This window comes from Nocardiopsis sp. iso_186 (assembly GCF_056173365.1).
Window position 1 is genome coordinate 4,908,624 of the sequence record NZ_CM149670.1, and the last position, 26,022, is coordinate 4,934,645.

Here is a 26,022-nt window from a genome sequence, read left to right on the forward strand (position 1 = left end):
ACGAGGGTTATCGTTGACGTCTGGCCGTAGCCATACATTGACCATACGTAGCGGCGGCAACAATGTGACCGCTTCGGACAGCCGATATCCACGGGCGTCGCGCGAACGGCACCGACGTCCTCACGAAACAGGGGGTAGGCACGTGCGGGTGCTGGTCGTGGAGGACGAGGGGTTCCTCGCCGAGGCGTTGCGGTCCGGTCTCCGCCGCGAGGGCATGGCCGTGGACATCGCCGCCGACGGGGCCTCGGCGTTGGAGAACCTGGCGGTCAACGAGTACGACGTGATGGTGCTCGACCGCGACCTCCCCGGCGTGCACGGGGACGACGTCTGCCGACACGCGGTGGCCAACCGGCCGGACTGCCGGGTCCTGATGCTGACCGCGTCGGGACAACTGTCCGACAAGATCGACGGCCTGCGGCTCGGCTCCGACGACTACCTGGTCAAACCGTTCGATTTCCCGGAACTCGTCGCCCGGCTGCACGCCCTGCGGCGGCGCGGGGCCACGATCCACCCCCCGGTGCTGACCTACGCCGACCTCCGACTCGACCCCGCCCGCCGGGACGCCCGCCGAGGCGACCACTCGCTGCGCCTGACCCGCAAGGAGTTCGCCGTGCTCGAACTGCTCCTGCGCGCCGACGGGGCGGTGCTGAGCGCCGAACGCCTGCTGGAGAAGGCGTGGGACGCCCACGCCGACCCGTTCACCAACGCGGTCCGCATCACCGTCTCCACGCTGCGGCGCAAACTCGGGGCACCGCCGATCCTGCACACCGCCACCGGAGTCGGCTACTACCTCGCCGTCGCCCCGTGAGCGTCGCCGCCGCCCTGGGGCGGAGCCGGCTGTCGGTGCGCCTCCGGCTCACCCTGCTCTACGGGGGCACCGTGCTGGTCTGCGGCATCGTGCTGCTGGCCGCCGTGTACGCCCTGATGCGCTACCTCCCGATCTACGAGCTGCCCACCGAGGGCCGCCTGATGACGGCGATCCCCGCCGGCGCCGAGCACGTCCCCGCCGACACCCTGCACCCGACGCGCGTGACCATCGCCGGCAAAGACGACATCCTGGCGGCTCTGCTCCAGGTGTCGGGGGTGGCCATCACCGGGTTGGCCCTGGTCGCGTTCCTGCTCGGCTGGATCATCGCCGGGCGCATCCTCACCCCCGTCCACCGGATCACCCGGGCCGCGCGCGCCATGGCGGGCGACACCCTGCACAAACGGATCCGCCTCGACGGCCCCCCGGACGAATTCACCGAACTCGCCGACAGCATCGACATGATGCTCGACCGGCTGCACGCGAGCTTCCAGGCCCAGCGGCGCTTCGCCGCCAACGCCTCGCACGAGCTGCGCACCCCGCTGGCGACCACCCGCACCATGCTGCAGGTCGCCGCCGCACACCCAGACGACTACAACCTCGCCTCCCTGGTCCCCAAGCTCCTGGCCACCAACGACCGCAGCATCGCGACCGTCGAGTCCCTGCTCGCCCTGTCCCGGGCCGACCACGGCGTGACCGACGCGCGCCCCGTCAACCTCGCGGCGGTGGCGGCGGGCGCGTTGGAACAGGTGGAGGCGGAAGCCGCCTCCGCCCGGATCGACGTGCGCGACGACTGCGTCCCCGTCCAGGTGGACGGCGACGCGGACCTCCTCCACCACTTGCTGGTCAACCTGCTGCACAACGCCATCCGGCACAACAGCGCCGGTGGAACCGCGCGGCTGACCACGACCCTGCGCGACGGCAACGCGTCGATCACCGTCACCAACACGGGCGAAACCCTGCGGCCGGAGGAGGCCGCCCGGCTGTTCGAGCCGTTTCACCGGGCGCGCGGCCGGACCGGCACCGACGGCCACGGCCTGGGCCTCACCCTCGTGCGGGCCATCGCCGACAGCCACCACGGCAGCGCCACCGCCGTCCCCAACCCCGGTGGAGGTCTCACCGTGGTGGTCCTCCTGCCGCTCGCGGACGGGAAGGACGAGGGGAACGGACCACGCGAGAGTGGCGGACCGGCACTTCTCGCGGCGTCCAGGAGCCGTTACCGGTCCGCCACCGCGTGAGGGGCCGTCAGTCGGGGCTCGGCGGCCCCGGCAAGGTGTCGTCCGCGCGGCCGTTTCGCCACCGCCGCCCCGCCCGCACCGCGATGACTTCGACGGCCGCCCGGAGCCGGGGAGGGGCGCAGGCCCCTCCGACACGAGGACCGGAAGGCTTGTACCGCCACGATCACCGCTTTGATGAACAACCCCGCCCCCACTCCCGCCGGCCGGGCCCCTCCGGTCCGGCAGGCGGCACCGGTCGGCCACCGGCGCAAGGAAGGCCCTGATGACCGGTACTTTGACAAAGCATGGCCGAAACTTCGGACAGCCACTCGAAACCGCGCCTATCCGCCGTCTCACCGCGTTCTAACCTTTTCCGGTGATTCTTGTGGACGTAACGACGAACGCCCGGAGGAATTACAGATGAGCGCAACCGATCACGGTGCGGGCTCCCCCACCGAGGGCCCGGAGAACAATGGGACCCCGCCGGCCGGCACCGATCTCCCCGGCGCGGTCTCCCCGGACGCCGAACGCGACGAACCGGCCGCGGCCCCCGGCTTCGGGGACAGCCGCCCGGCCGACCGCCCCGGACCGGTCGAACAGCCCGGCCCCGTCTCCTCCGAGCCCGCGGGCCCCTGGGCGCAGGCGCCCCGGACCGGCCCGCAGGACCCGGCCCAGTTGACCACCCCCGACCTCGGCCCCGCCTACCCGGGCGAGCACACCGGGTGGAGCGCCCCCGACCAGTCCGCCGCACCGCAGGGACCGCAGCGGTCGTTCATCCCCAACCGCCCCGCACGCGCCGCCGCGTTCGGCTCGGGGCCGCAGGAACCGCACACGACCCAGCAGTACCCGCAGCAGGGGCCGCCCCCCAACGACACGCCGTTCAACGCCTATTCAGCGGGCGGTGGCGGTTTCGGCGCCCCGCCCGCCCCTCCGCACGGCGGATTCCCGCAGGGCCATTTCCCGTCCGGCCCCACCGGGCCGGAGCCCCGGCCCCAGAAGCCGTGGAGCCGCAACCGCCTCCTCGTCGCGGCAGGCGCCACCGCCCTGGTCACCAGCCTGATCGTGGGTCCGGCCGCCGCCGTGATCACCACGCAGGTCCTGACCGGCAACTCCCCGATCAGCTCGCTGGACGGCTCCCCCTCCACCTCCGTCTCCAGCGGGGACGTGAGCAAGGTGGCCAACCAGACACTGCCGAGCGTCGTCTCCATCAACGCCGGGGACGGCAGCGGCAGCGGCGTCGTCATCAGCTCCGACGGCCAGATCCTCACGAACAACCACGTGATCGCGGGCGCCGACAACAACCTGGTCGTGCAGTTCAACGACGGTACCCAGGCCAAGGCGAGCGTCCTGGGCACCGACCCGGTGTCCGACCTCGCCGTCCTCAAGGCCGAAGGGGTCTCCGGGCTGACCCCCGCCTCGTTCGGCGACTCCGACAAGGTGGAGGTGGGCGCGGAGGTCGTGGCCATCGGCTCCCCGCTGGGGCTGTCCGGAACGGTCACCTCGGGTGTGGTCAGCGCGCTGAACCGCCCCGTCAACACCGGAAGCGCCGAGCAGGACCAGGGGCAGCCCGGGGAGGGGTTCCCGTTCGGTCCGCCGGGACAGGGCCAGGAACAGGAGCAGGAATCCCAGCAGCCCTCCACCTCGACCGTCATCGACGCCATCCAGACGGACGCGCCCATCAACCCGGGCAACTCCGGGGGCCCGCTGATGAACCTCAACGGCGAGATCATCGGGATCAACACCGCGATCGCCTCCAACAGCGTCGGAGCGAGCGGCCAGGCCGGTTCGATCGGCCTCGGCTTCGCGATCCCGATCAACCAGGCCAAGCCGATCATCCAGGAACTCATCGAGAACGGTGAGGCGACCTACGCCACCATCGGCGCGACCGTCACCGGCGCGTCCAACGACGCCGCCGGCGCGGAGATCGTGGAGGTCGGGCAGGACGGGGCGGCCGCAAAGGCCGGTCTGAAGGCCGGCGACGTGGTCACCGCGCTGGGCGACCGGACCGTGACCGATCCCAACGTGCTCATCGCGGCGATCCGCTCGCACCGCCCCGGTGACACCGTCACCATCACCTACCAGCGCGGCGGCAACACCGGCGAAGCCGAGGTCACCCTGTCCGGGCAGTCCGCCGAGAGTATCGGCGGCTAGGACCAGGGGCCGGCGTGGTCAGCGGGGAGACGCCGGCCCCTTCCCGGGGCCCGGTGGACGCTTTCAGGGGATGGAGCGGACACCGGGCCCTTCCTCGTGTCCGCGAACGCCGCCTTCGGATCAGCCGCCCCTCCCCCTCCCGGGGGTCGGCGGCCGGAACCGGCCGCCCCCTCCGAAACGGTCGCCGTATCCGCCCTGTGCCTGCCAACGTGCCCGGGCCTGCCGACGCGGTTCTCCGCTCCGGATCGCCGCCGTCCGGGCGTGGGGAGACCCGAAAGTGAGTAGCGCCTCCGGCACAGGCGCCGCGACGGAGGGTATTCTCTCGGCACCACACGGTACGCGGCCGACTCCGCGCCGTTCATCGGCGCGACGCGGCCCACGCACACCGACCCCCACACGATCGTGTGCCGCAGGCCCCGGCCGCGCACACCCGGGAGACCGCAACCATGGCCGTGCCCGCCAGCCGCCCGCTCACCGTCCTGATCGGCACCGACACCTACCCGCCCGACGTCAACGGAGCGGCCTGCTTCACGACGCGGCTGGCCCACGGCCTGGGCGACCGCGGGACACGGGTCCACGTACTGTGCCAGTCCGACAGCGGCCCACCCGTCGTACGGGAGCAGAACGGGGTGACGGTGCACCGGTTGCGGTCGATGCCGTCGCTCGCGCACCAGTCGCTGCGGCTCGCCGTTCCCCTGGGCGGCCGCGGGCACCTGGACCGCCTGCTGGCACGGGTACGGCCGGACGTGATCCACATCCAGAACCACTTCATCGTGGGCCGTCTCCTGCTCGCCGCGGCCCGGCGGCACGGTGTTCCGGTGGTGGCCACCAACCACTTCATGCCGGAGAACCTGTTCAACCACCTGCGCGTCCCGGACCCGTTGCGGCTCGGGGTCGGGTCCTTCGCCTGGCGCGACCTGTTCCGGGTCCTGGGACAGGTCCAGCACGTCACGACCCCGACCCGGACCGCCGCCCGGCTCCTGGCGGACGGAGGCTTCACCCGCCCGGTCGAGGCGTTGTCCTGCGGTATCGACCTCGGCCGGTTCCAACCGGTGGGCGCTCCCGAGGACCGCTCACGGGTCAGGGCGCGGTTCGGGCTGCCCGACCGGCCCAGCACGCTGTTCGTGGGCCGGCTGGACGAGGAGAAGCGGATCGAGGACCTGGTCCGCGCGTTGGCGGACATCACGGTGCCCGACTGCCAGTTGCTGCTGGTGGGCGTGGGTTCGAGGCGCCAGCGCCTCACCCGGCTCGCCGAGGAGTGCGGGGTCAACGAACGTGTGCACTTCCTGGGGTTCGTCTCCGACGAGGAACTACCGCTGGTCTACCACGCGGCGGACGTCTTCGCGATCGCCGGGACCGCCGAGTTGCAGAGCATCGCGACCCTGGAGGCCATGGCCAGCGGACTGCCGGTGGTGGCCGCCGACGCCATGGCGCTGCCGCACCTGGTCACCACCGGAGGCAACGGCTACCTGTACGCGCCGGGCGACCACGCCGAGCTGGCCAAGTACCTGTCGGAACTGCTCGGCTCCCCCGCCCTGGCGGCGGCCATGGGCGCGAAGAGCCGCCGGGCCGCGACCCGGCACGACCACCAGGCCTCCCTGGACCGGTTCGAGGAGATCTACCGGACAGTGGCGGACCGCGAAGGCCCGGCCCCCGCGTAGCCGCCGACAGGTCGCTTCGCGGCCCGTCAGCGCCTCGGGGGAACCGGGCCGCCCGGCGCGCACCGGTCCGGCGGGCCGGTGCGCGTCGCGGGTCACGCCGCCGTCGCCGCCAAGGCCAGGAGCGCGAGGCTGATGCCGTTGTAGACCATGTGCATGACGACCCCGGGCCAGATCGATCCGCTGCGGCGGTAGATCTCGGCGGCGATCAGCCCGACCAGCAGGGACGCGGGCAGGATCTCGTTGATGCCGTGCATGAGCGCGAACACCACGGCGCTGCCCACCACGCCGACCAGGGCGCCGTAGCGCAGCAGCACGGTGGTCACCACACCGCGGAACAGCAGTTCCTCACCGATGGGGGTGAGCACTCCGAGGGTCAGCGTTATCAGGGCCAGCGACATCAGCCCGGCACCGGCCCCGGCGGCGTAGCTGGCCTGGGTGTCAGCGCCCACGTTGACGAAAAGGGTGACCACGTACACGGTCAGGCTCCTGATCACGAGCGCGAGGAGTCCTGCGGCGACGCCGATCAGCAGCCAACGCACGGTGGTGCGGCGCACGCCGAAGGCGTGCCAGGAGCGCAGGCGCACGAGCGCGGCGGCGGCGAAGGCGGCCACTCCGGCGCCGCCGCTGAGCAGGCCGGAGACGATGCCGGCGGTAGGGCCGCTCATGCCCAACCCGTTCAGTACCGGCGGCAGCCCGAACACGAGCAGCGCCATCACCGCCATGCCCACGAGGAGTTCGATCCATCCGGGGCGCCGCGTGTCAGGGGCCGGGCGCGCTTCGTCGCGGGGGGAGGAGTGTAAGTCGTTCACCGGTGGGGCCTTTCTCGGAGCGGTTCTTCACGGCGGATCGCGGGCCGGTCACCTCTCCGGGGAGGCGCCCTGCGATCCGGACGCAACCCTTGTTCCCCCGAAAAACCTCCTTATCCGGAAAAGCTCGGCCGATCGGCATCGTTTCGAACACGGGGGGTGTGAAACCCGACACGGGGGCCGTGACCGGGTTCTGTGTGTCGCGACGGTGCGCGCAACCCCGACTCCCGGACGGGCGAGGCCCTGCACCTCAGGGCCCGTCCAAGCGGTGACGCACGCCCCGACGACAGGCGACCGGCCACGATCGCGGTCGCGGACGCACCCCGACCACCGGAGAACGTGCAGGACGGCACACCCACGCGAACGCCGCGCCGCCCTCCTCCCCGGCCCGCACCCACCACCCCGCCACAAGCGGACTGTATTTTCTTTCAGGCATCTACTTGCCTAAGAGGCAAGCGCTCGTGTACTTTCTTTGTAGGCAACAGCATGAAAATCAGGCAAGCACGGAAACACGCGAGACGCTCGCCCCCCTGAAGGACAACCGCGAGGGAGTTTTCACGATGCAGTCGCACCCCACCCCCGAAGAAGCCGCCAAGGCCCTCAACGAGGTCAACGAGCGCCGCGAGCAGGCCGCGGCCCCCGACGCCCACCCCGCCTGGACGCTGTGGGCCCTGGGAGCCGTGGCCATCGGATACGGCGTCGTCTCCGACCTGCGACCGGACCTGAGCACCCCCCTGCTCTTCGTCCTCGTGGCCGCCGCACTGGCACTGGCCGCCCTCCCCCGCTGGAAGCGCTCCGGTTCGGCCATGGGTTACCAGCGCTCCCCCTCCTCCCACCCCGTGGGCATGTCGGGGCGCGCCCGGATGATGCGGACAGGCGTGATGCTCGCCCTGATGGCCCTGGCCGCGGCCGCGGGGCTGATCATGCGCAGCTTCGACGTGCCCTACCCCACGACCATCGGCATCACCGTCGTCGTGCTGACCATCCCGCTGTGGCGCGGACTGCTCAACCGCGCCGCGCGCGACCCCAAGGCATAACGCCATGACCGACCACGGCGACCTCGACCAGTCGCTGCTCAACCCCACCCGGCTGTCGATCGTCTCGGTACTGGCGGCCAACCACTGGGCGGAGTTCTCCTACGTGCGCGAGGCGGTCAAACTGTCCGACTCGGCACTGTCCAAACAGGTCAGCGCGCTGGACAAACTGGGCTACGTGCAAGCCGAGAAAGGCTACGTCGGCAAACGCCCGCGCACATGGCTCAACCTCACCGACGCCGGCCGCAAGGCACTGTCTGGCCACATCACCGCACTCCAGCACATCGCCGCCCACGCGGGGAACCCCGGGTCGGGCAACAGGCCGGGCAGCGGGGAGTGACCCGCCCCGACAGGACGAACACACCCGCCCCTTCCTCCGCGTCGGGCCCGTGACCGAACCGGTCACGGGCCCGACGGCGGTCGAACAGGGCAGGACCCAGGGGCAATGGAACAGCGCATCGGACATCGACGGGGAGGTCCGCGATCCGCGCCGACGGCTGCAACCGACACACCGAACGGCGTCAACGGTGGGCAGCCGGCCCCACGTGGTCCCGTCCCTCCGCGAAGGGCTCGGATCAGCGGTTGCGCGGGACGTTCCAGTGCTCGATGCCGGGGCCGGCCTGGGCGACGGACGGCAGGTGGAGGTGTTCGCCCTCCAGCGGCGGTCTGGCCGTGGAACCGGCTTTGCCGGCGGATCCGGACGAGCGGGCCAGGACGATCGCCCCGCAGGCCATGACGAGGGCGGACAGCACCGCAACCGCCGATCCGATCGGCCCCGAGGGCAGCGACTCACCGAGCAGCGCCACCCCGATCGCGGCCGCCGCCAGAGGATCGCTGATCAGCAGGACGGCGTAGGCGAGGGCGAAATGGCCGGTGCGGTAGGCGTTCTGCACCATCAGCGCTCCGGACAACCCCAGGACGACCGTGACCAGGGTGAGCGGACGCAGGACGGTGCCGGGGTCGTCGAGCACGCCGACCCCGATGACCCTGGCGAGCGCGGAGGTCACCGCGAACCCCACCCCTCCGGCGAGCGCCAGCGTCCAGGCACGGGTGGTGCGGCCGGTGTGGCGCGCGACGACCAGGCAGGCCAGCATGACGGCGACCGACGCGAACGGCATGGCCGCCAGGACCTTGCCGTTGAGGTCGGGTTCGCCGGCGTGCGCGGGGAGGACCGTCAACAGCGCGACCAAGCCGCCGGTGACGGCCAGGCAGCCCGCGACCTGAGCCGCCGTCAGTCTGCGCTTGTGCAGGAAGGCGGAGAGCACCACGGCGAACAGCAGTCCGCTGATGCCGATGGGCTGGATGACGGTCAGCGGGGCGTGGCACAGCGCCCAGATGTGCGCGGTGACGCCGCAGACGGTGAGCAGTGTTCCCAGAAGCCATCGAGGCGACCGCATCAGGTGGCGCAGCAGCCGGAGCTGGCTGACGCCGACGGCCGGCGCCTTGAGCACGGACCGCTCCTGGAGTGCCGCTCCGCTCGCGATGGCCAGCGCCCCCACGACGGCCACGACGACAGCCCACGTCATGCACCAGCCCCTTAGCCTGAACTACAGCTCGAACTGCGGCGATTGCCTGTCAACCAATGTTCCTGCCCCGGCCCGCACAGCACCTGCCGCCTGCCGGAAACCCCCCGGTCCGACCGCCCCCGCGCTCCGCCGGAGTGCGGTGAAGCACAGAAACGGGGGCAAACCGAGATTACTGCCAGTTGAGCATCACGGTGTCCGCTGCCCAGGTCACCGACCGCTGTAACGCCTGGAAAGCCGCTATCGAAGCGGATGTTTCACAGGAGAGTTCCAGGAAACGGCGAAACGCTGCGTCACTTTCGCTCCGATCGCCGCCACAGACGGATCGGGCAGCGATCCGGACTGGCGGCCAGGGCTCACATGTCGTTGACGACGTCGCGCATCCCGCGCAGGAGTTCCACGAGTGCCGGACGGAGCCGCGGATCGACGGCCGTGAAGATCGCGTGCTGCCGGTCCCTGACGTGGTCGAGGTGCTCGGTCAGCGCCCGGCTGCCCGCCTCCGTGACCGTGATGACGGTGCTGCGCTCGTCGCGGTCGGAGCGGCGCCGGCTGACCATGCCCTTGCGTTCCAGCTGTTGCAGCATCCGGGTGGCCGAGGGGGAGGCGATCCCCGCGGTGTTGGCGATCTCGCCGACCGTGGGGTGCTCCAGCCCGCCGATGACCTCCAGCAGGAGCGCCTGGGAGAGTGTGAGTTCGGGCTCGGTCAGGGCTGTACCGCGACCCCGCGCACGCACCACCGCGCCCATCAGATCGCCCCATGCCTGCGAGAACTCCGCGAAGTCACCACCGGGACGTTCCACTCGACATCCTCACTACGACACTTGACCAATAGGTAGCGTAGACATTAAATAGCTACCGCACATAAACCAACCGTAAACCAGCCCGGCCACTCCATGGATACGGATGTGGCGCTCCGGGGCCAAGGGCGGCCAATGCCCAGGCTGACACCTGGCGAGGCCCCAGCGGGGGCTTCGAACCGGACCACGCACGGTCCACATGAAGGGGGCGCACATTGTTGTGGCTGCTGACCGCACATTTCGTGGCTGCGGCACTGGCCCCTCTGCTGGTCCGGTGGTGGGGACGCAACGCCTTCCTGGCGCTGGCCGCGGTTCCGGCCGTGACCACCGCGTGGGCGCTGGCCCAACTCCCCGGCATCATGGCGGGGACACCGGTCGAACTCACCATCCCATGGGCTCCCGCGTTCTCCCTTGAACTGGCCTTCCGCCTGGATGTCCTCGGGCTGGCGATGACACTGATCGCGGCCGGCATCGGCACGCTGATCCTCGTCTACTGCTCCCGTTACTTCGGCGACGCCGAGCCCGGGCTCGGCCGGTTCGCCGGCGTCTTCACCGCGTTCGCCGGCGCGATGCTGGGCCTGGTCATGGTTGACGACCTGATCCAGCTGTTCGTCTTCTGGGAACTGACCACGGTCTTCTCCTACCTCCTGATCGGCCACTACACCGAGCGCCGCGACAGCAGGCGCGCGGCGTCGATGGCGCTCGTCGTGACCACACTGGGCGGCCTGTCCCTGCTGGTGGGCGTGGTCATGCTCGGTGAGATCGGCGGGACCTACCGCATCTCGCTGCTGGTGGCCGACCCGCCGGGCGGGACCCCGGTCGCGGTGGCCCTGGCGCTGATCCTGGTGGGTGCGCTCTCCAAGTCCGCGATCCTGCCCTTCAGCCTGTGGCTGCCGGCCGCCATGCAGGCACCCACCCCCGTGAGCGGCTACCTGCACGCCGCGGCGATGGTCAAGGCCGGCGTCTACCTGGTGGCCCGCCTGACCCCCGGCTTCGGCGACGTCGCCGTATGGCAGTACACGACGCTGGTCCTGGGCTCGGCGACCATGGTCGCGGCGGGCTGGAAGGCCCTGCGCCAGAACGACCTGAAACTGGTCCTGGCCTACGGAACGGTCAGCCAGCTCGGCTTCCTGACCGCGATCCTGGGCGCGGGCACCAGGGACACGGCGCTGGCGGGGCTGGCCATGCTGTGCGCACACGCGGTCTTCAAAGCCCCCTTGTTCCTCGTGGTCGGCATCATCGACCACAGCACCGGCACCCGCGACCTACGGGAACTCTCCGGCCTGCGCACGAGCATGCCCGTGGTGTTCTGGGCCTCGGTGCTGGCACTGGCCTCCATGGCCGGGCTGCCGCCGATGGCGGGGTTCGTCGCCAAGGAAGCGGTGTTCGCGGCGTTCGAGTACTCGGGCAGCCCGGTGCTGCTGACCGTGCTGGCAGCCCTGGTCATCGGGTCGGTCCTGACCGTCGCCTACAGCCTGCGGTTCCTGTGGGGCGCGTTCTTCGACAAACCCGGGATCGCCCCCACCCCGGTGCACGCCCCCGGCCCCCTCTTCACCGCCCCGGTCGTGCTTCTCAGCGCCCTGGGCCTCCTGGGCGGCCTGACCACACGCTGGATCGACCCGGTTCTGGCCGGATACGCCGACACCGTCGCCTTCAACGCCGGCAACGCACCCGCGCACCTGGCGCTGTGGCACGGCCTCAACTTCGCCCTGCTGCTGTCGGCGCTGTGCGTGGCGGGCGGTCTGGCACTGTTCCACTGGCGGTCGGCGGTGACCTGGGCGGGCAACAGGTTCGCACTCCCCGACCCCGCCGGCACCTACCGGCGGATCGTCTTCCACACGGTCAACTTCGCCACCCAGGTCACCGGCCTCACCCAACGCGGATCGCTGCCCATCTACCTGGGCACGACACTGGTGACCCTGGTCGTGGTCAGCGCCGTCCCGATCATCAACGGCCGACTGTGGCTCATGGAGACACCGGCGGTCAGGTTCTGGGACACCCCCGTCCAGTTGATCCCCGCCGTCATCGTCGTGCTGGCCGCCCTGTGGGTGCTCGTGGTGCGCGGCCGACTGTTCGCGGTGGTCCTCGTAGGAGTCACCGGTTACGGCACAGCCGCGCTGTTCGCCCTCCAGGGCGCCCCCGACCTCGCACTCACCCAGTTCCTGGTCGAGACGGTCAGCCTGGTGGTGTTCGTCCTGGTCCTGCGTCGGCTGCCCACGCGTTTCTCCACTCCGGTCCTGCGCGCCCGGCGGGTGTGGAACCTGCTGATCGGAGCGGCGACCGGCCTCCTGGTGGCCTCCATGGCCTACTTCGCGCTGGCCGGACGCCGGACCGACTCGATCTCGGGCGGCTACCCCGCCGCGGCCGAGGAAGCCGGCGGCCACAACATCGTCAGCGTGCTGCTGGTGGACGTGCGCGCCTGGGACACCATGGGTGAGATCTCGGTCCTGGCCGCGGTGGCGGCGGGCGTGGCCAGTCTGCTGTTCGTACGGCGGCGCACCCGCACGTTGCGGACCGCGGTGGGGCTCAACCCCTTCTCGGTACCGTTGGCCCCGATCCGCGCCTCAGCCGCCGCCGGTCCCCCCGACGACCAATGGCGTCCCCTGGCGCTGCAATCCGCCCTCGGCTCGGTCACGGTGCGCACCGACGAACGTCCGCTGTGGCTGCCCGGCGTGCTGGCAATGGCACAGGAACGCCGTTCGGTGATCTTCGAGGTGATCGCCCGGCTGCTGTTCCCGGTGATCATCCTGCTGTCGGTCTTCCTGCTGATCACCGGACACTCCAGCGTCGGCGGCGGCTTCGCCGGCGGCATCGTGGCCGGGCTCGGGCTGATCGTCCGCTACCTCGCCGGCGGGCGGCACGAACTGTACCTCGCCCTCCGGTTGCAGCCGGGCGTCCTGATCGGACTGGGGCTCGCCATCGCCACCGGCACCGCACTGGCCGGCGCGGTGCTCGGCACCGAGATCCTGGCCGGCGGCGCCTACGACCTGCACCTGCCGTTCATGGAGCCGGTGCACCTGACATCGTCGCTGGCCTTCGACGTCGGGGTCTACCTGCTGGTGATCGGCCTGATCCAGGACATTCTGTACAGCCTCGGCGCGCGGATCGACGAACAGATGGAAAACGACCAGCGGGCCGCGCGCTCGCGGCACAACGAGGAGGTGTCCGCGTGAACGACACTCCGACCGTCCTGCTGGTCATCGTGGTGGGCGTACTGGTCGCCACCGGGGTGACGCTGCTGCTGGAGCGCAGCCTGACCCGCATCCTGCTCGGCGTGATCCTGCTGGGCAACGGGGTCAACCTGATGATCCTGTCCACCGGCGGAGCGGCCGGCGGGCCACCCCTGCTGGGCCTGACCGAGCCCGACGCGATGAGCGACCCGCTGCCGCAGGCGATGATCCTGACCGCGATCGTCATCACCCTGGGCGTGACGGCGTTCCTGCTGGCCATGGCCTACCGGAGCTGGCAGCTCCAGGGCAACGACGAGGTGCAGGACGACGCCGAGGACCGGCGGATCTCCACCGGCGGGGAGCGAGCGGAACTGCGCGCGCGCATCCGCGCCCAGCGCCGGGCGCAGCGGACCGAGATCCGCGACCAGCGCCAGGCGCTCCAGGACCGGATCGAGCGCGAGGACCAACAGGAAGAGGCGGAACGCGCCGCGATCATGGCCAAACTCGCCCAGGCGAAGAAGGACCTGAACGCCTGCGTGGTCAACGAGGCGCGCCCCGAGGACACCAAACAGCGCTGGATCAGCGACAAGAAGCGCAGCGTGCGGGCCACGATCCTGGAGGCCCGTGAACGCGTGCGGGCCCGGCGCGAGGAGCTGGCCGAGCACGTCCGCGCCGACAAGGAGGCGGAGCGCCGTCAGCGCAAGGAGCTGCGCCAGAAGATCCGGTCGCAGAAGCGGCAGCTGCGCTCGCAGATCCGCGCCGAACGCGAACGACTGGCATTGGCCGAGGACAGCGACCTTCAGGGAGCCGACTAGATGACCGACTTCCTGAACACCCTGCTTCCCGGGCTCCTGCACTACCTGGTGCCGCTACCGGTGGTACTGCCCCTCTTCGCAGCGGGCGTGAAGTTCGCGCTCGGTGTGCGCTACCAGCGCCTCAACAGGGCCATCAGCGTCACGGCGCTGACCGCCGTCCTGGTCATCGGTGTCGTCCTGCTGTTCGGCGTTGACGCCTACGGTCCCCAGGTGGTGCAGGTCGGCGGCTGGGAGGCCCCCATCGGGATCACTCTCGTGGCCGACCGGCTGTCGGTGCTGATGGTGACGGTGTCGGCAGCCATCACGCTGTCGGTCCTGGTGTACTCGATCGGCCAGGGCGCCGCCGACCACGAGGAAGCGACCCCGCTGTCGATCTTCTACCCCACGTTCCTGATCCTGGTGGCGGGCGTGTCCAACGCCTTCCTCGCCGGGGACCTGTTCAACATGTACGTGGGCTTCGAGATCCTGCTGACCTCCAGCTACGTACTGCTGACCCAGGGCGGAACGGCGTCGCGCATCCGCGCGGGCTCCACCTACGTCGTGGTGTCGCTGCTGTCCTCGATCATCTTCCTGATCGGGATCGGCCTGGTCTACGCGGCGACCGGAACGGTCAACATGGCCCAGATCGCGGTGCGGATGAGCGAAGTGCCCGTCGGCCTGCAACTGGTCCTCCAGGCGATGCTGCTGGTGGCGTTCGCGATCAAGGCCGCGGTGTTCCCGTTGTCGGCGTGGCTGCCCGACTCCTACCCCACGGCGCCCGCCCCGGTCACCGCGGTGTTCGCGGGGCTGCTCACCAAGGTCGGCGTGTACGCGATCATCCGTACCCAGACCCTGCTCTTCGACAACGACACGTTGAACACGGCGCTGATGTGGGTGGCGCTGGCCACCATGGTCATCGGCATCCTCGGGGCGATGGTGCAGAAGGACATCAAACGCCTGTTGTCGTTCACCCTGGTCAGCCATATCGGCTACATGGTGTTCGGGATCGCGCTGGGCAGCGCGCTCGGCCTGGCCGGGGCGGTGTTCTACGTGGCCCACCACATCACCGTGCAGACGACCCTGTTCCTGGTCACCGGCCTGATCGAACGCAGGGGCGGCAGTACCTCGCTCAACGACCTCAGCGGACTGGCGAAACTGTCGCCGCTGCTGGCCATCCTGTTCTTCGTCCCCGCGATGAACCTGGCCGGAATCCCCCCGCTGTCGGGCTTCCTGGGCAAGCTCGGGCTGATCCAGGCCGGCGTACAGCAGGACACGCCCATCGCCTACCTGCTGGTGGCCGGATCGGTGATCACCAGCCTGCTCACCCTGATGGCGATCTCACGGCTGTGGAACTACGCCTTCTGGCGCTCGCCCGACGACGGCAGGCCCGTGGCGGTGGGTACCCTGCTGGAGAGTTCCGAGGACGATTCCGCGGTCGGACCGTCCTCCCCGGTGAACATCCCCGCGACGACCGTCCGGGCGCCCATCGGCATCGGCGGCAAGGCCGTGGTGACCTCCGACTCCTTCCCCGTGCTGATGCTGGGGGCGACAATAGGACTGGTGGTACTGGGGCTGGGCTTCACGGTGTTCGCCGGCCCCATGGTCGCCTACAGCGAGGCCACCGCCGAGGACCTGCTCGCGCGGTCGCCCTATATCGAAGCGGTCCACCCGGGAGGCGTCCAGTGACCTCGGCAACCAGTCCCCCGCGTCCGCCGATGAGCGTACGGATCGGACAGCGCGTCATCCAGTTGCCCACGCTGGCCGGGCTGCTGATCGCGTGGGTGCTGCTGTTCGGCGAGCTCTCGGTGAACACGGTGGTGTCCGGGTTGCTGGTGGGCCTGCTGGTCATGCTCGCGTTCCCGCTCCCGCCGCTGGACTCGGGCTTTCGCATCCACCCCAGGGCGACCCTGTTCTTCCTGGTGCGGTTCGTCGTGGACATGGCGCAGGCGACGGTACGGGTGCTGGCGACCGCGTTCTCCTTCGGGCGCATACCGCACAGTTCCGTCATCGCGGTACCGCTGCGGACCCAGTCCGACCTGCTGTTCACCCTCACCGCCGTGTGTGTTTCGGTGATTCCCGGCAGTGTGATCGTGGAAGTCCGCTCGGCCACCCACACGCTGTTCGTGCACGTGCTGGGGGCCGGCGCCGAGGACGTGGAACAGGCCCGGGCCGACGTCCTGCGCCTGGAGGAGCGGGTGGTCCGGGCGTTCGGGTCACGCGGGGAGATCGAACGGTTGGCGTTGACGGGGGGCACCTCATGAACTACCTGTGGGTCGCGGTCGCGGTGCTGCTGGGCGCGGCGTCGCTGCTGAGCCTGGCCCGGCTGGTGATCGGACCGACCATCCTGGACCGCGCGCTGTCGGTGGACGTGCTGCTGGCCTCGGCCATCGCCGGGATCGGCTCGTTCGCCGCCTTCAACCGCGACCCCACGGTGCTGCCGACACTGCTGGTGCTGTCGCTGCTGGGTTTCGTGGGGTCGATCAGCATCTCCCGGTTCGTGGCGAAACGGCGCCCGTGAACACACGGGGCGTCCGGCGAGAAGGAGGACGCGTCATGACCGAGGTCCTGGACTGGCTGGCGGTGAGCTGCATCCTCGCGGGCGCCCTGCTGTCGTTCGCCGCGGGCGTGGGCCTGATCCGGTTCCCCGACCTGCTGTCGCGCATGCACACCGCGGCCAAGCCGCAGATCATGGGCCTCGCCCTGATCCTGCTGGGAATCGGCCTGCGGCTCTACCCCGAGCCGCAGATCGGCATCCTGGTGCTCGTCCTGCTGTTCCAGATCTTCACCGTCCCGGTCGCCGCGCACATCGCGGGGCGGGTCTCCTACCGCACCGGACGCACCCGCGAAGATCTGATCGTGGTCGACGAACTCCAGGAACAGCTCGACCGGGACCGCCACGACCCCGCCGGCCACCAGGTCACCGAACGGTAGGCAGCGAGAACCCGATGACGGAGCCGCCGCCCTCGCGGCTCCGGGCGAAGACCGTCCCCCCGTGCGCCTGGGCGATGTCGTGCACCATTGACAGCCCCAGCCCGGAGCCGGGCATACTGCGCGCGGAGGTGGCGCGGTAGAAGCGCTCGAAGACGTGGCCGCTTTCGGCCGGGTCGATCCCGGGGCCGCGGTCGCGGATCTCCACCGTGCCCTCCCGGACGACGATCTCGATCGGGGCCGTGCCCGTGGGATCGAACTTCGCGGAGTTCTCCACCGGGTTGGAAATGGCCCGCTCCAGCGCACCGGGTCGCCCGAACACGGCGCTGGCATCGGCGTTGACGGTCACCTCGCGGCCGGTCCGGCGGCGGCTGCGGGCCGCGACGCGTTCGGCCAACTCGCCCAACACCAGTTCGTGGGGCGCCTCGTCCTCCCGCGTCTCGGTGGCGAGTCCCACCAGTTCGTTGACGAGGTCGGTGAGCTCGCGGGTCTCCCCCTCCAAGTCGTCCAGCAGACGTCCCTGGGCGTCGGGGGAAAGCCGCTCGAAGCGGCGCATGACACTGACGTTGGTGCGCAGGCTGGTCAGCGGGGTACGCAACTCGTGCGAGGCGTTCTGGACAAGGCGCCGCTGCTCCTCCTTGGACGACGCCAACCGTGCCAGCATCGCGTTGAAGGCGTTGCCCAGACGTCCCACCTCGTCCTTGCCGCCGTTGCCCTCGGCAGGCCCGACCCGGTCCAGGCGACCGGTGGAACTGACGTACTCGGCGGCCTCGGTGAGGCGCACCAGGCGCCCGGTGATGCGGCGGGCCACCAGCCATCCCGCGGCGGCGGCGCTCAACAGGACGATCGAGCCGACCAGGAACATCTGGCCGGAGAGCGTCTCCAGCAGGTGCTCGGTGGGGCCGAGCCGCTGGCCGACCTGGATCGCGCCGTTGCGCTGGCCGAAGGAGATGGTGGCGATCCGGTAGGGCTCCCCGTTGACGCGGGCCTCGCGCACCTTGAGCGCGCCGGTCTCGTCATACCCGGCGATCTCCCGGTCCTCCTCGACCACCGGGAGCGGGGCGAGTTCCTGGGGGCCGCTGATGGGGACCACGACCGTGCCGTCCGGGCTGATCAGCTGGAGCGAGAAGCTCGCGGAGTGCACGAGGTTGAACTCGTTGAAACCGCCCGGGGACATGGACGACGCGTGCAGGTTCTTGGAGATCGCGACGACGGTGGTGTCGAACTCCTGCTTGGCGCTGGCGCGGATCAGGGTGGCTGCGGCATTGTAGGCGAGCGAGCCGACGAGGACGATGACGACCGCGGCGACCAGCGCGAAGATCACCGCCAGCCGGGTACCGAGCGTGACCTCGCCGAACTTGGGGAACGACCGGGCCGGGGCCGCCGGCCCGGTCGGGGGGCGGGTCATCGGGGGCGAATGGTGTAGCCGACACCGCGCACGGTCTGGATCAGTGGCGGCGCGTCGTCGGGTTCGAGCTTGCGGCGCAGGTAGCTGATGTAGACGGCGAGGTTCTTGGACTCGGGGCCGAAGTCGTATCCCCAGATTCGGTCGTAGATGGTGGCGTGGTCGAGCACGATCCCGGCGTTGCGGGCGAGCAGTTCCAGCAGGTCGAACTCGGTCTTGGACAACTCGATCTCGCGACCGGCCCGCCACGTCCGGCGGGCACCGGGGTCGATGCGCAGGTCACCGACCTGGATGGGCGGCTCGACGGCTTCGTCGGCGGCGTGCGGCGCGGTGCGGCGCAGCAGCGCGCGCATTCTCGCCAGGAGCTCGTCGAGCTCGAAGGGCTTGGGAAGGTAGTCGTCGGCTCCGGCGTCGAGACCGGCCACCCGATCGGGTGTCTCGACACGCGCGGTCAGCATCAGGATCGGGGTCCGGTCGCCTTCGGCGCGCAGGACCCGGCACACGCCCAAGCCGTCCACTCCCGGCATCATGACGTCGAGGATCAGCAGGTCGGCCGGCGTGGAATGGACTGCGGCCAGGGCCTGCACGCCGTTGACGGCGGTGCGTACCTCGTAGCCCTCCAGTTGGAGGGCCCGTTCCAGGGACTCGCGAATGGCGCGGTCGTCATCGGCGATCAGCACGGTGCGGACGGAGCTCATGGACCTCATCGTGGCGCATCGGGGTTAGCGATCGGTAAGAGGACACGGCACGTGCGGCGAGAGGCCCGACGCCGCCCGGTCCACGCCGGGCGCCTCCCCCTGTCGGGGGGCCGCTCAGCGGCAGGGGGCCGCGTGCTTCCCAGGGCACGGGTGCGCGGTGTGCGCTGCCCCGCAGTGGTACGGGGGAAAGAGGTGTTGCTCCCGGACGGGATCGGGTAGTGGGCGACGGACCACGACGGATTCCCACCACGGAGGTACCACGATGGCTTTTCGAGCCGCCCACCTGCCGCTGCGCCTGATCTCGGGGGCGTTCATCCTGAACTCCGGGCTCGACAAACGCGGCGTCAACCCTGATACCGCGGCCTACCTGCACGGCGAGGCGGCGCGCGCCTACCCGTTCCTCAAGGACGTCCCTCCCGACAAGTTCGTCCGCCTCCTGAGCACCGGCGAGCTCGTGCTGGGGGCGGCGCTGATGCTGCCGGTCGTGCCCAACGCCGTGGCGGGCGCCGGGCTGACCGGTTTCGCCGGGGGCCTGCTGGGCCTGTACTTCACCGACCCCGAGGCCCGCCGGCCCGACGGCATCCGCCCCTCACCGAGCGGGATCGCGCTCGCCAAGGACAGTTGGCTGCTGGCCATCGGCCTGAGCCTGCTCGCCGACGGGTTCTCGTGCCGCAACCACTGAACGGGACGGGATGCTCCTATGGATGTCAGTCGTCCTCGGGGGTGAAGGCGGTCGTGCGGTGGAGTCCGGCCGCACGGCCCTTGGCCGCCACCACGAGCGCCATCTTGCGCGACGCCTCGTCGAGCATCTCCTCGCCGAGCATCACCGCGCCGCGGCGGCGCACGGTCGTGGCGTGCTCGTAGGCGTCCAGGATGAGCTCGGCGTGATCGTAGTCGGCCTGGCCGGGGGCGTAGACCTCGTTGGCCGCCTCGACCTGGCCGGGGTGCAGCACCCACTTGCCGTCGAAGCCCAGGGCCGCGCTGCGGGCGGCCGAGCGGGTGAACGCGTCCACGTCACGGATTTGCAGGTAGGGGCCGTCGATGGCCTGGAGGCCGTTGGCGCGCGCCGCCATCAGGATGCGCATCAGGACGTAGTGGTAGGCGTCTCCGACGTCGTAGCCGGGCGGCTGCTCGCCCACGACCAGCGTCCGCATGTTGATGCTGGCCATGAAGTCCGCCGGCCCGTACACCAGGCTCTCCAACCGGGGCGAGGACGCGGCGATCTCGTCCACCGCGACGAGGCCGCGGGCGTCCTCGATCTGGGCCTCGATCCCGATCCGCCCCGGTTCCAGCCCCACCGACCGCTCGATCTGGGTGAGCAGGGTGTCCAGCCAACGGACCTGGACGGCGTCGGTCACCTTGGGCAGCACCAGGCAGTCCAGGTTCGCGCCCGCGGTCTCCACCACGGTGATGACGTCGCGGTAGGTCCACTGCGTCGTGAGGTCGTTGACCCGGACCGAGCGGATACGGTCCCCCCACCCTCCCTCGTTGAGCGCCGCCGCGACCAGTTCCCGGGCCCGCTCCTTCTCCGAGGCGGCGACCGCGTCCTCCAGGTCGAGGAAGAAGGCGTCCACCGCCAACCCGCGCGCCTTCTCGATGAACCGGGGGTTGGACCCCGGGACAGCGAGCACCGACCGGCGCGACCGCGAAGCGACGGCGTCCATGTGCAACGACTCCCCTGTTCGACGAATGTGCCCCCATCCTGGCAAACACCGGGCGGCGCCGACGCGGTCGGCCGTACATAGGCTTGCGCCCGGAGAACACGCACAGGGAAGCAGGGCCGATGGACAGCGGTACGGGGCCGACAACGGCACATCAGACGAGTTCGCACTGGGGCACCTACGAGGTGCTGGTGCGCGGTGACCGCGTGGTGGGGGCCCGCCCCGACCCCGCGGACCCCGCGCCCTCCCCCCTGGTGGACAACGCGCCCGCCGCACAGCACTCCACCACCCGGGTGGCGCGCCCCGCGGTGCGCAGACGGTGGCTGGAGAACGGGCCCGGCCCCGACCCCCGACGCGGTGACTCCGACGACGCGTACGTGGAGGTCGGCTGGGAGACCGTGCTGGACCTGCTGGCGGGTGAACTGGACCGGGTCCGGCACGCCCACGGCAACGCCGCGATCTACGGGGGCTCCTACGGCTGGGCCAGCGCCGGACGGTTCCACCACGCGCAGAGCCAGTTGCACCGCTTCCTCACCACCATCGGCGGCTACACCCGTTCGGTGGCCACCTACAGCCACGGGGCCCTGGAAGTGCTGTTCCCGCACCTGGTGGGGGCGGCCGGCACGTACGACGTGCTGCGTCGCCCGCCCACGTGGGCGGCGATCGCCGAGCACACCGACCTGCTGGTGACCTTCGGCGGGCTGCGTGCCTCGAACGCGTGGATGGCCTCGGGAGGTCGGGCCACGCACACCGCCGAACCGGGTATGCGTGCGGCGGCGCGCGGCGGGACGTCGATCGTGTCGGTGAGCCCCATCCGCGACGACACCGCCGCGGAACTGGGCGCCGAGTGGCTGTCGGCCGCACCCGGAACAGACACGGCGGTCCTCCTCGCGCTGATCCACGTGCTCGTCGTCGAGGACCTGGCCGACACCGCCTTCCTCGCGCGCTACACCACGGGGTGGGAACGGCTGCGCGGCTACGTCCTGGGCGAGTCCGACGGCGCCGCCAAGACCCCTGAGTGGGCCGGCGCGATCAGCGGTATCGAGGCGGGGACGCTGCGCGACCTGGCGCGTCGGATGGCAGGCGGGCGCACCCTGGTCAACATCGGCTGGTCGGTGCAACGCGCCCGCTACGGCGAACAGCCGCTGTGGGCCGGGCTGGCGTTGGCCGCGTGCCTGGGCCAGATCGGGCTCCCGGGCGGCGGCTTCGCCAGCGGGTACGGCTCGATGGGCAGCTACGGCGGCGGGGCCACGCCGTTGGCGCTTCCGCGGCTGCCGCAGGGCCGCAACCCGGTGGACGCGCTGATCCCGGTGGCCCGCGTCTCGGACATGCTGCTGCACCCGGGCGAGGCGTTCGACTTCGACGGCCGGACGCTGCGCTACCCCGACATCCGCCTGGTGTACTGGGCCGGCGGCAACCCCTTCCACCACCACCAGGACCTGTCCCGGCTGCGGCGCGCCTTCGCCCGCCCCGAGACCGTGGTGGTGCACGAGACGCACTGGACCGCCACCGCCCGCCACGCCGACATCGTGATCCCGGCCACGACCACGCTGGAACGCGACGACTTCACCGCGGGGCAGGGCGACCTCCGGCTCAGGGTGATGCCCAGGGTGGTCCCCGCACACGGCGAGGCGCGCGACGAGTACGAGACGTTCGCGGATCTGGCCGAGCGGCTCGGGCTGCGCGAGGAGTTCACCGAGGGGCGCGGTTCGGCCGAGTGGACGCGGCACCTGTACGAGGGGTGGCGGGCCCGGCAGGAGGCGCACGGTGCGCGGCTGCCGGACTTCGACGTGTTCTGGAAGCAGGGGGGCGTCAACCTCCCGCACCGGGTCGAGGACACCGCCCTGTTCGGCGCGTTTCGCGCCGACCCCGAGGGCGCCGCGCTGGAGACGCCCAGTGGGCGGATCGAACTGTACTCGCGGGAGATCGCCGGGTTCGGGTACGCGGACTGCCCGGGGCACGCCTCCTGGCTCGATCCGCAGGAACGCCCCGGAACGGAGCTCGCCGAGCGGTGGCCGTTGACCCTGATCGCCAACCAGCCGACCGGACGGCTGCACAGCCAGCAGGACATGGGGGCGCACAGCCGCTCGGAGAAGATCGCCGGACGCGCGCCCGTGCGGCTGCACCCCGCGGACGCCGCCGAGCGGGGCATCGCCGCGGGGGACGTGGTCCGCCTGCGCAACGACCGGGGCAGCTGCCTGGCCGGAGCCGTACTCGACGACGCGCTGCGTCCGGGCGTGGTGCAGTTGTCCACCGGAGCGTGGTTCGATCCGTCCGCGGCGGAGGCCACCTGCGTGCACGGCAATCCCAATGTCCTGACCAGCGACGTGGGAACTTCGCTGCTCGGGCACGGCAGCACGGGCCAACTGGCGCTCGTGGAGGTGGAGCGCTTCACCGGCGACCTCCCCCCGGTGCGCGCCTTCGAGCCCCCGCCCCTGCTGACGTCCGCCACCGGCGCCGACCGGTCCTGACCGGGCCGAGGGCTGCGTCGGGGCGGTCCGACGCAGCCCTCGAAACGCCCGGCCGCGTGCGTGACGCACACCTCAACCTCCCTTCCTCCCCGCCGTCTCGGGTACCGGAGAGGCCGGCCGTGCCCCGGCACCGCGCCGGAAGCCGGTCGTCGACCGGCCCCGCGCCCCGACACGGCACGGAGCGCGCAGGCCGGGGCGATCCTCGGGATTCACCGCGGTGGGTGCGGTTGGCGGGTACGCTCCACTGGGATTCCCTGCAACCGGCCGAAGAGTGCGAAGACCATGAACCGCCGACGTTCCGCTCCGAAGAAGAAACTCACCAGCTCATCACTGGTGATCCTGCTGCCCTTGGCTGCCACCGGCTTGACGCTGGCCTCGGTCCTGGTCAACGTGGGAACCGGCGGGTCGATGGTGACCTGGCTGCTCACCGGCACCAGCGCCGTGGTGAGTGCTGCCGCCTGGCTGCTGTGGTGGGTCTCGCGCCCCAAGCGCGGACCACGGCGCCACGGCGCGGCCGGTTCCCCCTCGGCGGACCGGGACGCCTTCGAATAGCCGCCGTCCCCTGATCAGGCGCGGGCGGGACCGACAACAGCAACAGGCATAGGTTAGCCTTGTCTAAGTTTTTGCCGATCCGCTCACGGAGGCCAGCTGTGCACCTACGGTTCCGGCGCGCCCTACCAGCACTTTCGGGTCGCGTTCGATGAGTCTGGAACGGCCGTTGACGGTCTCCCCGGACCGGGCCGACGCCGACGACGCGACGGTCGCACGCAGCGCTCTGGACCAGCGCACCTCGGCGCAGGCCACGACCCATCTGCTGCGCGCCGGCGGGCTGCTGCTGGCGCTGGGCGTGCTCGCGCTGTTCGTGCTGCTGAGCATCGCCGTGGGCGCCAAGTCCATCCCGCCGGGCACCGTGTGGAACGCGCTGCTGCACTACGACGGCAGCTACGACCACGTGGTCGTACGCGAACTGCGACTGCCCCGCACCGTTCTCGGCATCGCGGTCGGCGCCGCGCTGGGCCTGGCCGGCGCACTGATGCAGGCGCTGGTGCGCAACCCGCTCGCCGACCCCGGCATCCTCGGCGTCAACGCGGGCGCGACCACCGCCGTGGTGATCGCCATCTTCGTGTTCGGTCTGACCAGCATGGACGCCTACATCTGGTTCGCCTTCGCCGGCGCAGGGCTGACCGCCGTCCTCGTCTACTTCCTGGGGTCGCGCGGACGGACCGGAGCGACCCCGGTACGGCTGGCACTGGCCGGGACCGCCGTGGCCGCGGTCCTCGTCGGTATCACCAGCGCGATCATCATCACCAACGAGTTCGTCTTCGACCAGATCCGGTTCTGGCAGGTGGGCGCCCTCGTCGGGCGCGACCTCGACGTGCTGGTCAAGGTGGCTCCGTTCCTGATCGGCGGCATGTTCCTCGCACTGTTCCTGGGGCCCGCCCTCAACGCCGTCTCGCTGGGCGAGGACATGGCGGCCGCGTTGGGCGCCAACATCAACCGGACCCGGATCGGCACCGCCCTCTCCGTGGTGCTGCTGTGCGGCGCGGCCACCGCGGCGGCCGGCCCCATCGCCTTCGTGGGCCTTGCCGTCCCGCACGTCGCGCGCCTCGTCACCGGGCCCGACCAACGGTGGGTCCTGCCCTACTCCGCGGTCCTGGCCGCGGCGCTACTCGTCGGCGCGGACACCCTGGGCCGGGTCGTGCTGCCCAACGGGGAGCTGGAAGTGGGCATCATCACCGCGCTGATCGGCGCCCCGATCTTCATCGCACTGGTTCGACGCAAGAGGATGGCCCAGCTGTGACCGCGACGCTCTCCCGTCCGCGCCGACAACGGCGCGAGCCGCGCCCCGACCGGCTGGTCCGGCTCGGCCCGACCATGGCCTTTCGCCTGCGTCCCCGGATCATGGCCGTCTACACGGCCCTGACCGCGGCGATCCTGGCGCTGCTGGCCGGATGCCTGATGGTCGGCGACTACGAGATCGCGCTGCCCAACGTGCTGAACGCGCTGCTGGGGCAAGGCGAACGGCTCGACACCTTCTTCGTTCAGGGGGTCCGACTGCCCAGGGCGCTGACCGCGATCCTCGTGGGCACCGCGCTGGGGGTGGCGGGAGCGGTGTTCCAGAGCCTCTCGCGCAATCCGCTGGGCAGCCCCGACATCATCGGGTTCACCCACGGCGCGACCGTGGGCGCCGTCCTGACCATCCTGGTGCTGGGCGGCGGCGGGGTCGGGATCGCCATGGGCGCGGTGATCGGCGGCGTATCCACCGCCGGGATCGTCTACCTGCTGGCGATGAAGGGCGGCGTGCAGGGCTACCGGCTGATCCTGGTCGGGATCGGCATCAGCGCGATGCTGATGGCGACCACCCACTACCTGATCACCCGCGCCGAGCTCAACGACGCGATGAGCGCCCAGGTCTGGATGCTCGGCAGCCTCACCCTGCGGGACTGGGGCCAGGTGGCGACCGTCGGGATCGGCGTCGCGGTACTGGTCCCGTTCATCCTGTGGCTGGGGCCGCGGCTGCGGCTGATGGAGATGGGCGACGACATCGCGAACGCGCTGGGCGTGTCCACACAGCGCACCCAGGCGATGGCGCTGGTCGCGGCCAGTGCGCTGACCGGGGTCGCGATCGCGGTCTCGGGCCCGATCACGTTCATCGCCCTGGCCGCCCCCCAGCTGGTACGCCGACTGACCAGGGCGAACGGGACATCGCTGTTCGGAGCCGGACTCATGGGTGCGACGCTGCTGTTGGGCAGCGACCTGCTGGCGATGCGGTTGCTCGCGCCGATCCAACTGCCGGTGGGCGTGATCACGGCCATCATCGGCGGCAGCTACCTGGTCTGGCTCCTGTACACGGAATGGCGCGGCGGACGTGCCTGACGACGACGCGACACGCGGACCACG

The 26,022-nt window shown here is 70.9% G+C and carries 23 protein-coding genes; 17 read left to right on the plus strand and 6 right to left on the minus strand.

The genetic code is table 11. The features are described from left to right. The first annotated feature begins 142 nt into the window (after positions 1-142). From AC0VYP_RS21260 to AC0VYP_RS21275, 4 genes are all read left to right on the plus strand, one after another. On the plus strand, positions 143-808 hold the full coding sequence (locus tag AC0VYP_RS21260; protein WP_475471481.1) for a response regulator transcription factor: 666 nt from the start codon (positions 143-145) through the stop codon (positions 806-808). Next, positions 805-2,043: a sensor histidine kinase gene (locus AC0VYP_RS21265; protein WP_475471483.1), complete on the plus strand. Its 1,239-nt coding sequence runs from the start codon at positions 805-807 to the stop codon at positions 2,041-2,043. Before AC0VYP_RS21260 ends, AC0VYP_RS21265 begins: the two co-directional genes overlap by 4 nt. A 399-nt stretch (positions 2,044-2,442) precedes the next feature. Next, on the plus strand, positions 2,443-4,173 hold the full coding sequence (locus tag AC0VYP_RS21270; RefSeq protein ID WP_475471485.1) for a S1C family serine protease: 1,731 nt from the start codon (positions 2,443-2,445) through the stop codon (positions 4,171-4,173). A 446-nt stretch (positions 4,174-4,619) separates the two neighbouring features. Further along, positions 4,620-5,834, plus strand: a complete 1,215-nt coding sequence (locus AC0VYP_RS21275; RefSeq protein WP_475471487.1) for a glycosyltransferase — start codon at positions 4,620-4,622, stop codon at positions 5,832-5,834. A 92-nt stretch (positions 5,835-5,926) separates the two neighbouring features. Here the strand turns inward: AC0VYP_RS21275 and AC0VYP_RS21280 are convergent, their stop codons facing one another. Beyond that, the gene (locus tag AC0VYP_RS21280; RefSeq protein WP_475471488.1) at positions 5,927-6,643 is read right to left on the minus strand and encodes a lysostaphin resistance A-like protein; all 717 of its coding nucleotides are present in this window, start codon (positions 6,641-6,643) and stop codon (positions 5,927-5,929) included. A 557-nt stretch (positions 6,644-7,200) separates the two neighbouring features. On the opposite strand from AC0VYP_RS21280, the gene AC0VYP_RS21285 reads away from it, so the two are divergent. Next, positions 7,201-7,677 carry a hypothetical protein gene (locus AC0VYP_RS21285; protein ID WP_475471490.1) on the plus strand — a complete coding sequence of 159 codons (477 nt, stop codon included), beginning with the start codon at positions 7,201-7,203 and terminating at the stop codon, positions 7,675-7,677. A 4-nt stretch (positions 7,678-7,681) separates the two neighbouring features. Next, positions 7,682-8,014 carry a winged helix-turn-helix domain-containing protein gene (locus tag AC0VYP_RS21290; protein ID WP_475471492.1) on the plus strand — a complete coding sequence of 111 codons (333 nt, stop codon included), beginning with the start codon at positions 7,682-7,684 and terminating at the stop codon, positions 8,012-8,014. 235 nt (positions 8,015-8,249) lie between these two features. Here the strand turns inward: AC0VYP_RS21290 and AC0VYP_RS21295 are convergent, their stop codons facing one another. Continuing rightward, positions 8,250-9,200, minus strand: a complete 951-nt coding sequence (locus tag AC0VYP_RS21295) for a DMT family transporter (protein ID WP_285758682.1) — start codon at positions 9,198-9,200, stop codon at positions 8,250-8,252. Positions 9,201-9,553: 353 nt separating this feature from the next. Next, on the minus strand, positions 9,554-9,997 hold the full coding sequence (locus AC0VYP_RS21300; protein ID WP_475471494.1) for a MarR family winged helix-turn-helix transcriptional regulator: 444 nt from the start codon (positions 9,995-9,997) through the stop codon (positions 9,554-9,556). Positions 9,998-10,218: 221 nt separating this feature from the next. Between AC0VYP_RS21300 and AC0VYP_RS21305 the strand changes: the two genes are divergently transcribed. From AC0VYP_RS21305 to mnhG, 6 genes are read left to right on the plus strand one after another with little or no spacing between them, the layout of a single operon-like run. Further along, positions 10,219-13,167 (plus strand): Na+/H+ antiporter subunit A, encoded by a 2,949-nt coding sequence (locus AC0VYP_RS21305; RefSeq protein WP_475474325.1) that lies wholly within the window; start codon positions 10,219-10,221, stop codon positions 13,165-13,167. After that, positions 13,164-13,979, plus strand: a complete 816-nt coding sequence (locus AC0VYP_RS21310; protein ID WP_475471496.1) for a Na(+)/H(+) antiporter subunit C — start codon at positions 13,164-13,166, stop codon at positions 13,977-13,979. Before AC0VYP_RS21305 ends, AC0VYP_RS21310 begins: the two co-directional genes overlap by 4 nt. After that, entirely contained in the window at positions 13,980-15,644 is a 1,665-nt protein-coding gene (locus tag AC0VYP_RS21315; RefSeq protein ID WP_285758678.1) for a Na+/H+ antiporter subunit D, read from the plus strand. Between the two features lie 29 nt (positions 15,645-15,673). Beyond that, positions 15,674-16,219 carry a Na+/H+ antiporter subunit E gene (locus AC0VYP_RS21320; RefSeq protein WP_475471498.1) on the plus strand — a complete coding sequence of 182 codons (546 nt, stop codon included), beginning with the start codon at positions 15,674-15,676 and terminating at the stop codon, positions 16,217-16,219. Continuing rightward, entirely contained in the window at positions 16,216-16,476 is a 261-nt protein-coding gene (locus tag AC0VYP_RS21325; protein WP_475471500.1) for a monovalent cation/H+ antiporter complex subunit F, read from the plus strand. Before AC0VYP_RS21320 ends, AC0VYP_RS21325 begins: the two co-directional genes overlap by 4 nt. A gap of 35 nt (positions 16,477-16,511) precedes the next feature. Further along, positions 16,512-16,889: a monovalent cation/H(+) antiporter subunit G gene (gene mnhG, locus AC0VYP_RS21330; RefSeq protein ID WP_285758674.1), complete on the plus strand. Its 378-nt coding sequence runs from the start codon at positions 16,512-16,514 to the stop codon at positions 16,887-16,889. Here the strand turns inward: mnhG and AC0VYP_RS21335 are convergent. Continuing rightward, the gene (locus AC0VYP_RS21335) at positions 16,876-18,294 is read right to left on the minus strand and encodes a HAMP domain-containing sensor histidine kinase (RefSeq protein WP_475471502.1); all 1,419 of its coding nucleotides are present in this window, start codon (positions 18,292-18,294) and stop codon (positions 16,876-16,878) included. The two genes, mnhG and AC0VYP_RS21335, sit on opposite strands and share 14 nt — an antisense overlap. Further along, the gene (locus AC0VYP_RS21340; protein WP_475471503.1) at positions 18,291-18,989 is read right to left on the minus strand and encodes a response regulator transcription factor; all 699 of its coding nucleotides are present in this window, start codon (positions 18,987-18,989) and stop codon (positions 18,291-18,293) included. Before AC0VYP_RS21340 ends, AC0VYP_RS21335 begins: the two co-directional genes overlap by 4 nt. Before the next feature lie 262 nt (positions 18,990-19,251). Here AC0VYP_RS21340 and AC0VYP_RS21345 point away from each other — a divergent pair, with 262 nt between their 5' ends. Further along, a complete protein-coding gene (locus AC0VYP_RS21345; protein ID WP_475471505.1) occupies positions 19,252-19,671 on the plus strand; it encodes a hypothetical protein in 420 nt (139 codons plus the stop codon). Between the two features lie 25 nt (positions 19,672-19,696). Here the strand turns inward: AC0VYP_RS21345 and AC0VYP_RS21350 are convergent, their stop codons facing one another. Further along, on the minus strand, positions 19,697-20,653 hold the full coding sequence (locus AC0VYP_RS21350; protein WP_285758669.1) for an HpcH/HpaI aldolase/citrate lyase family protein: 957 nt from the start codon (positions 20,651-20,653) through the stop codon (positions 19,697-19,699). Positions 20,654-20,772: 119 nt separating this feature from the next. On the opposite strand from AC0VYP_RS21350, the gene AC0VYP_RS21355 reads away from it, so the two are divergent. The 4 genes from AC0VYP_RS21355 to AC0VYP_RS21370 all read left to right on the plus strand — a co-directional run bounded on the left by AC0VYP_RS21355 (position 20,773) and on the right by AC0VYP_RS21370 (position 25,998). Further along, positions 20,773-23,121: a molybdopterin-dependent oxidoreductase gene (locus AC0VYP_RS21355; RefSeq protein ID WP_475471507.1), complete on the plus strand. Its 2,349-nt coding sequence runs from the start codon at positions 20,773-20,775 to the stop codon at positions 23,119-23,121. 282 nt (positions 23,122-23,403) lie between these two features. After that, positions 23,404-23,673: a hypothetical protein gene (locus AC0VYP_RS21360; protein WP_285758666.1), complete on the plus strand. Its 270-nt coding sequence runs from the start codon at positions 23,404-23,406 to the stop codon at positions 23,671-23,673. A gap of 148 nt (positions 23,674-23,821) precedes the next feature. Continuing rightward, complete coding sequence (locus tag AC0VYP_RS21365) at positions 23,822-24,922, plus strand: FecCD family ABC transporter permease (RefSeq protein ID WP_285758664.1); 1,101 nt, start codon at positions 23,822-23,824, stop codon at positions 24,920-24,922. Next, positions 24,919-25,998, plus strand: coding sequence for a FecCD family ABC transporter permease (locus AC0VYP_RS21370; RefSeq protein ID WP_475471509.1), 1,080 nt, complete (start codon positions 24,919-24,921; stop codon positions 25,996-25,998). The genes AC0VYP_RS21365 and AC0VYP_RS21370 overlap by 4 nt, the downstream gene beginning before the upstream one ends. Positions 25,999-26,022 lie beyond the last annotated feature (24 nt).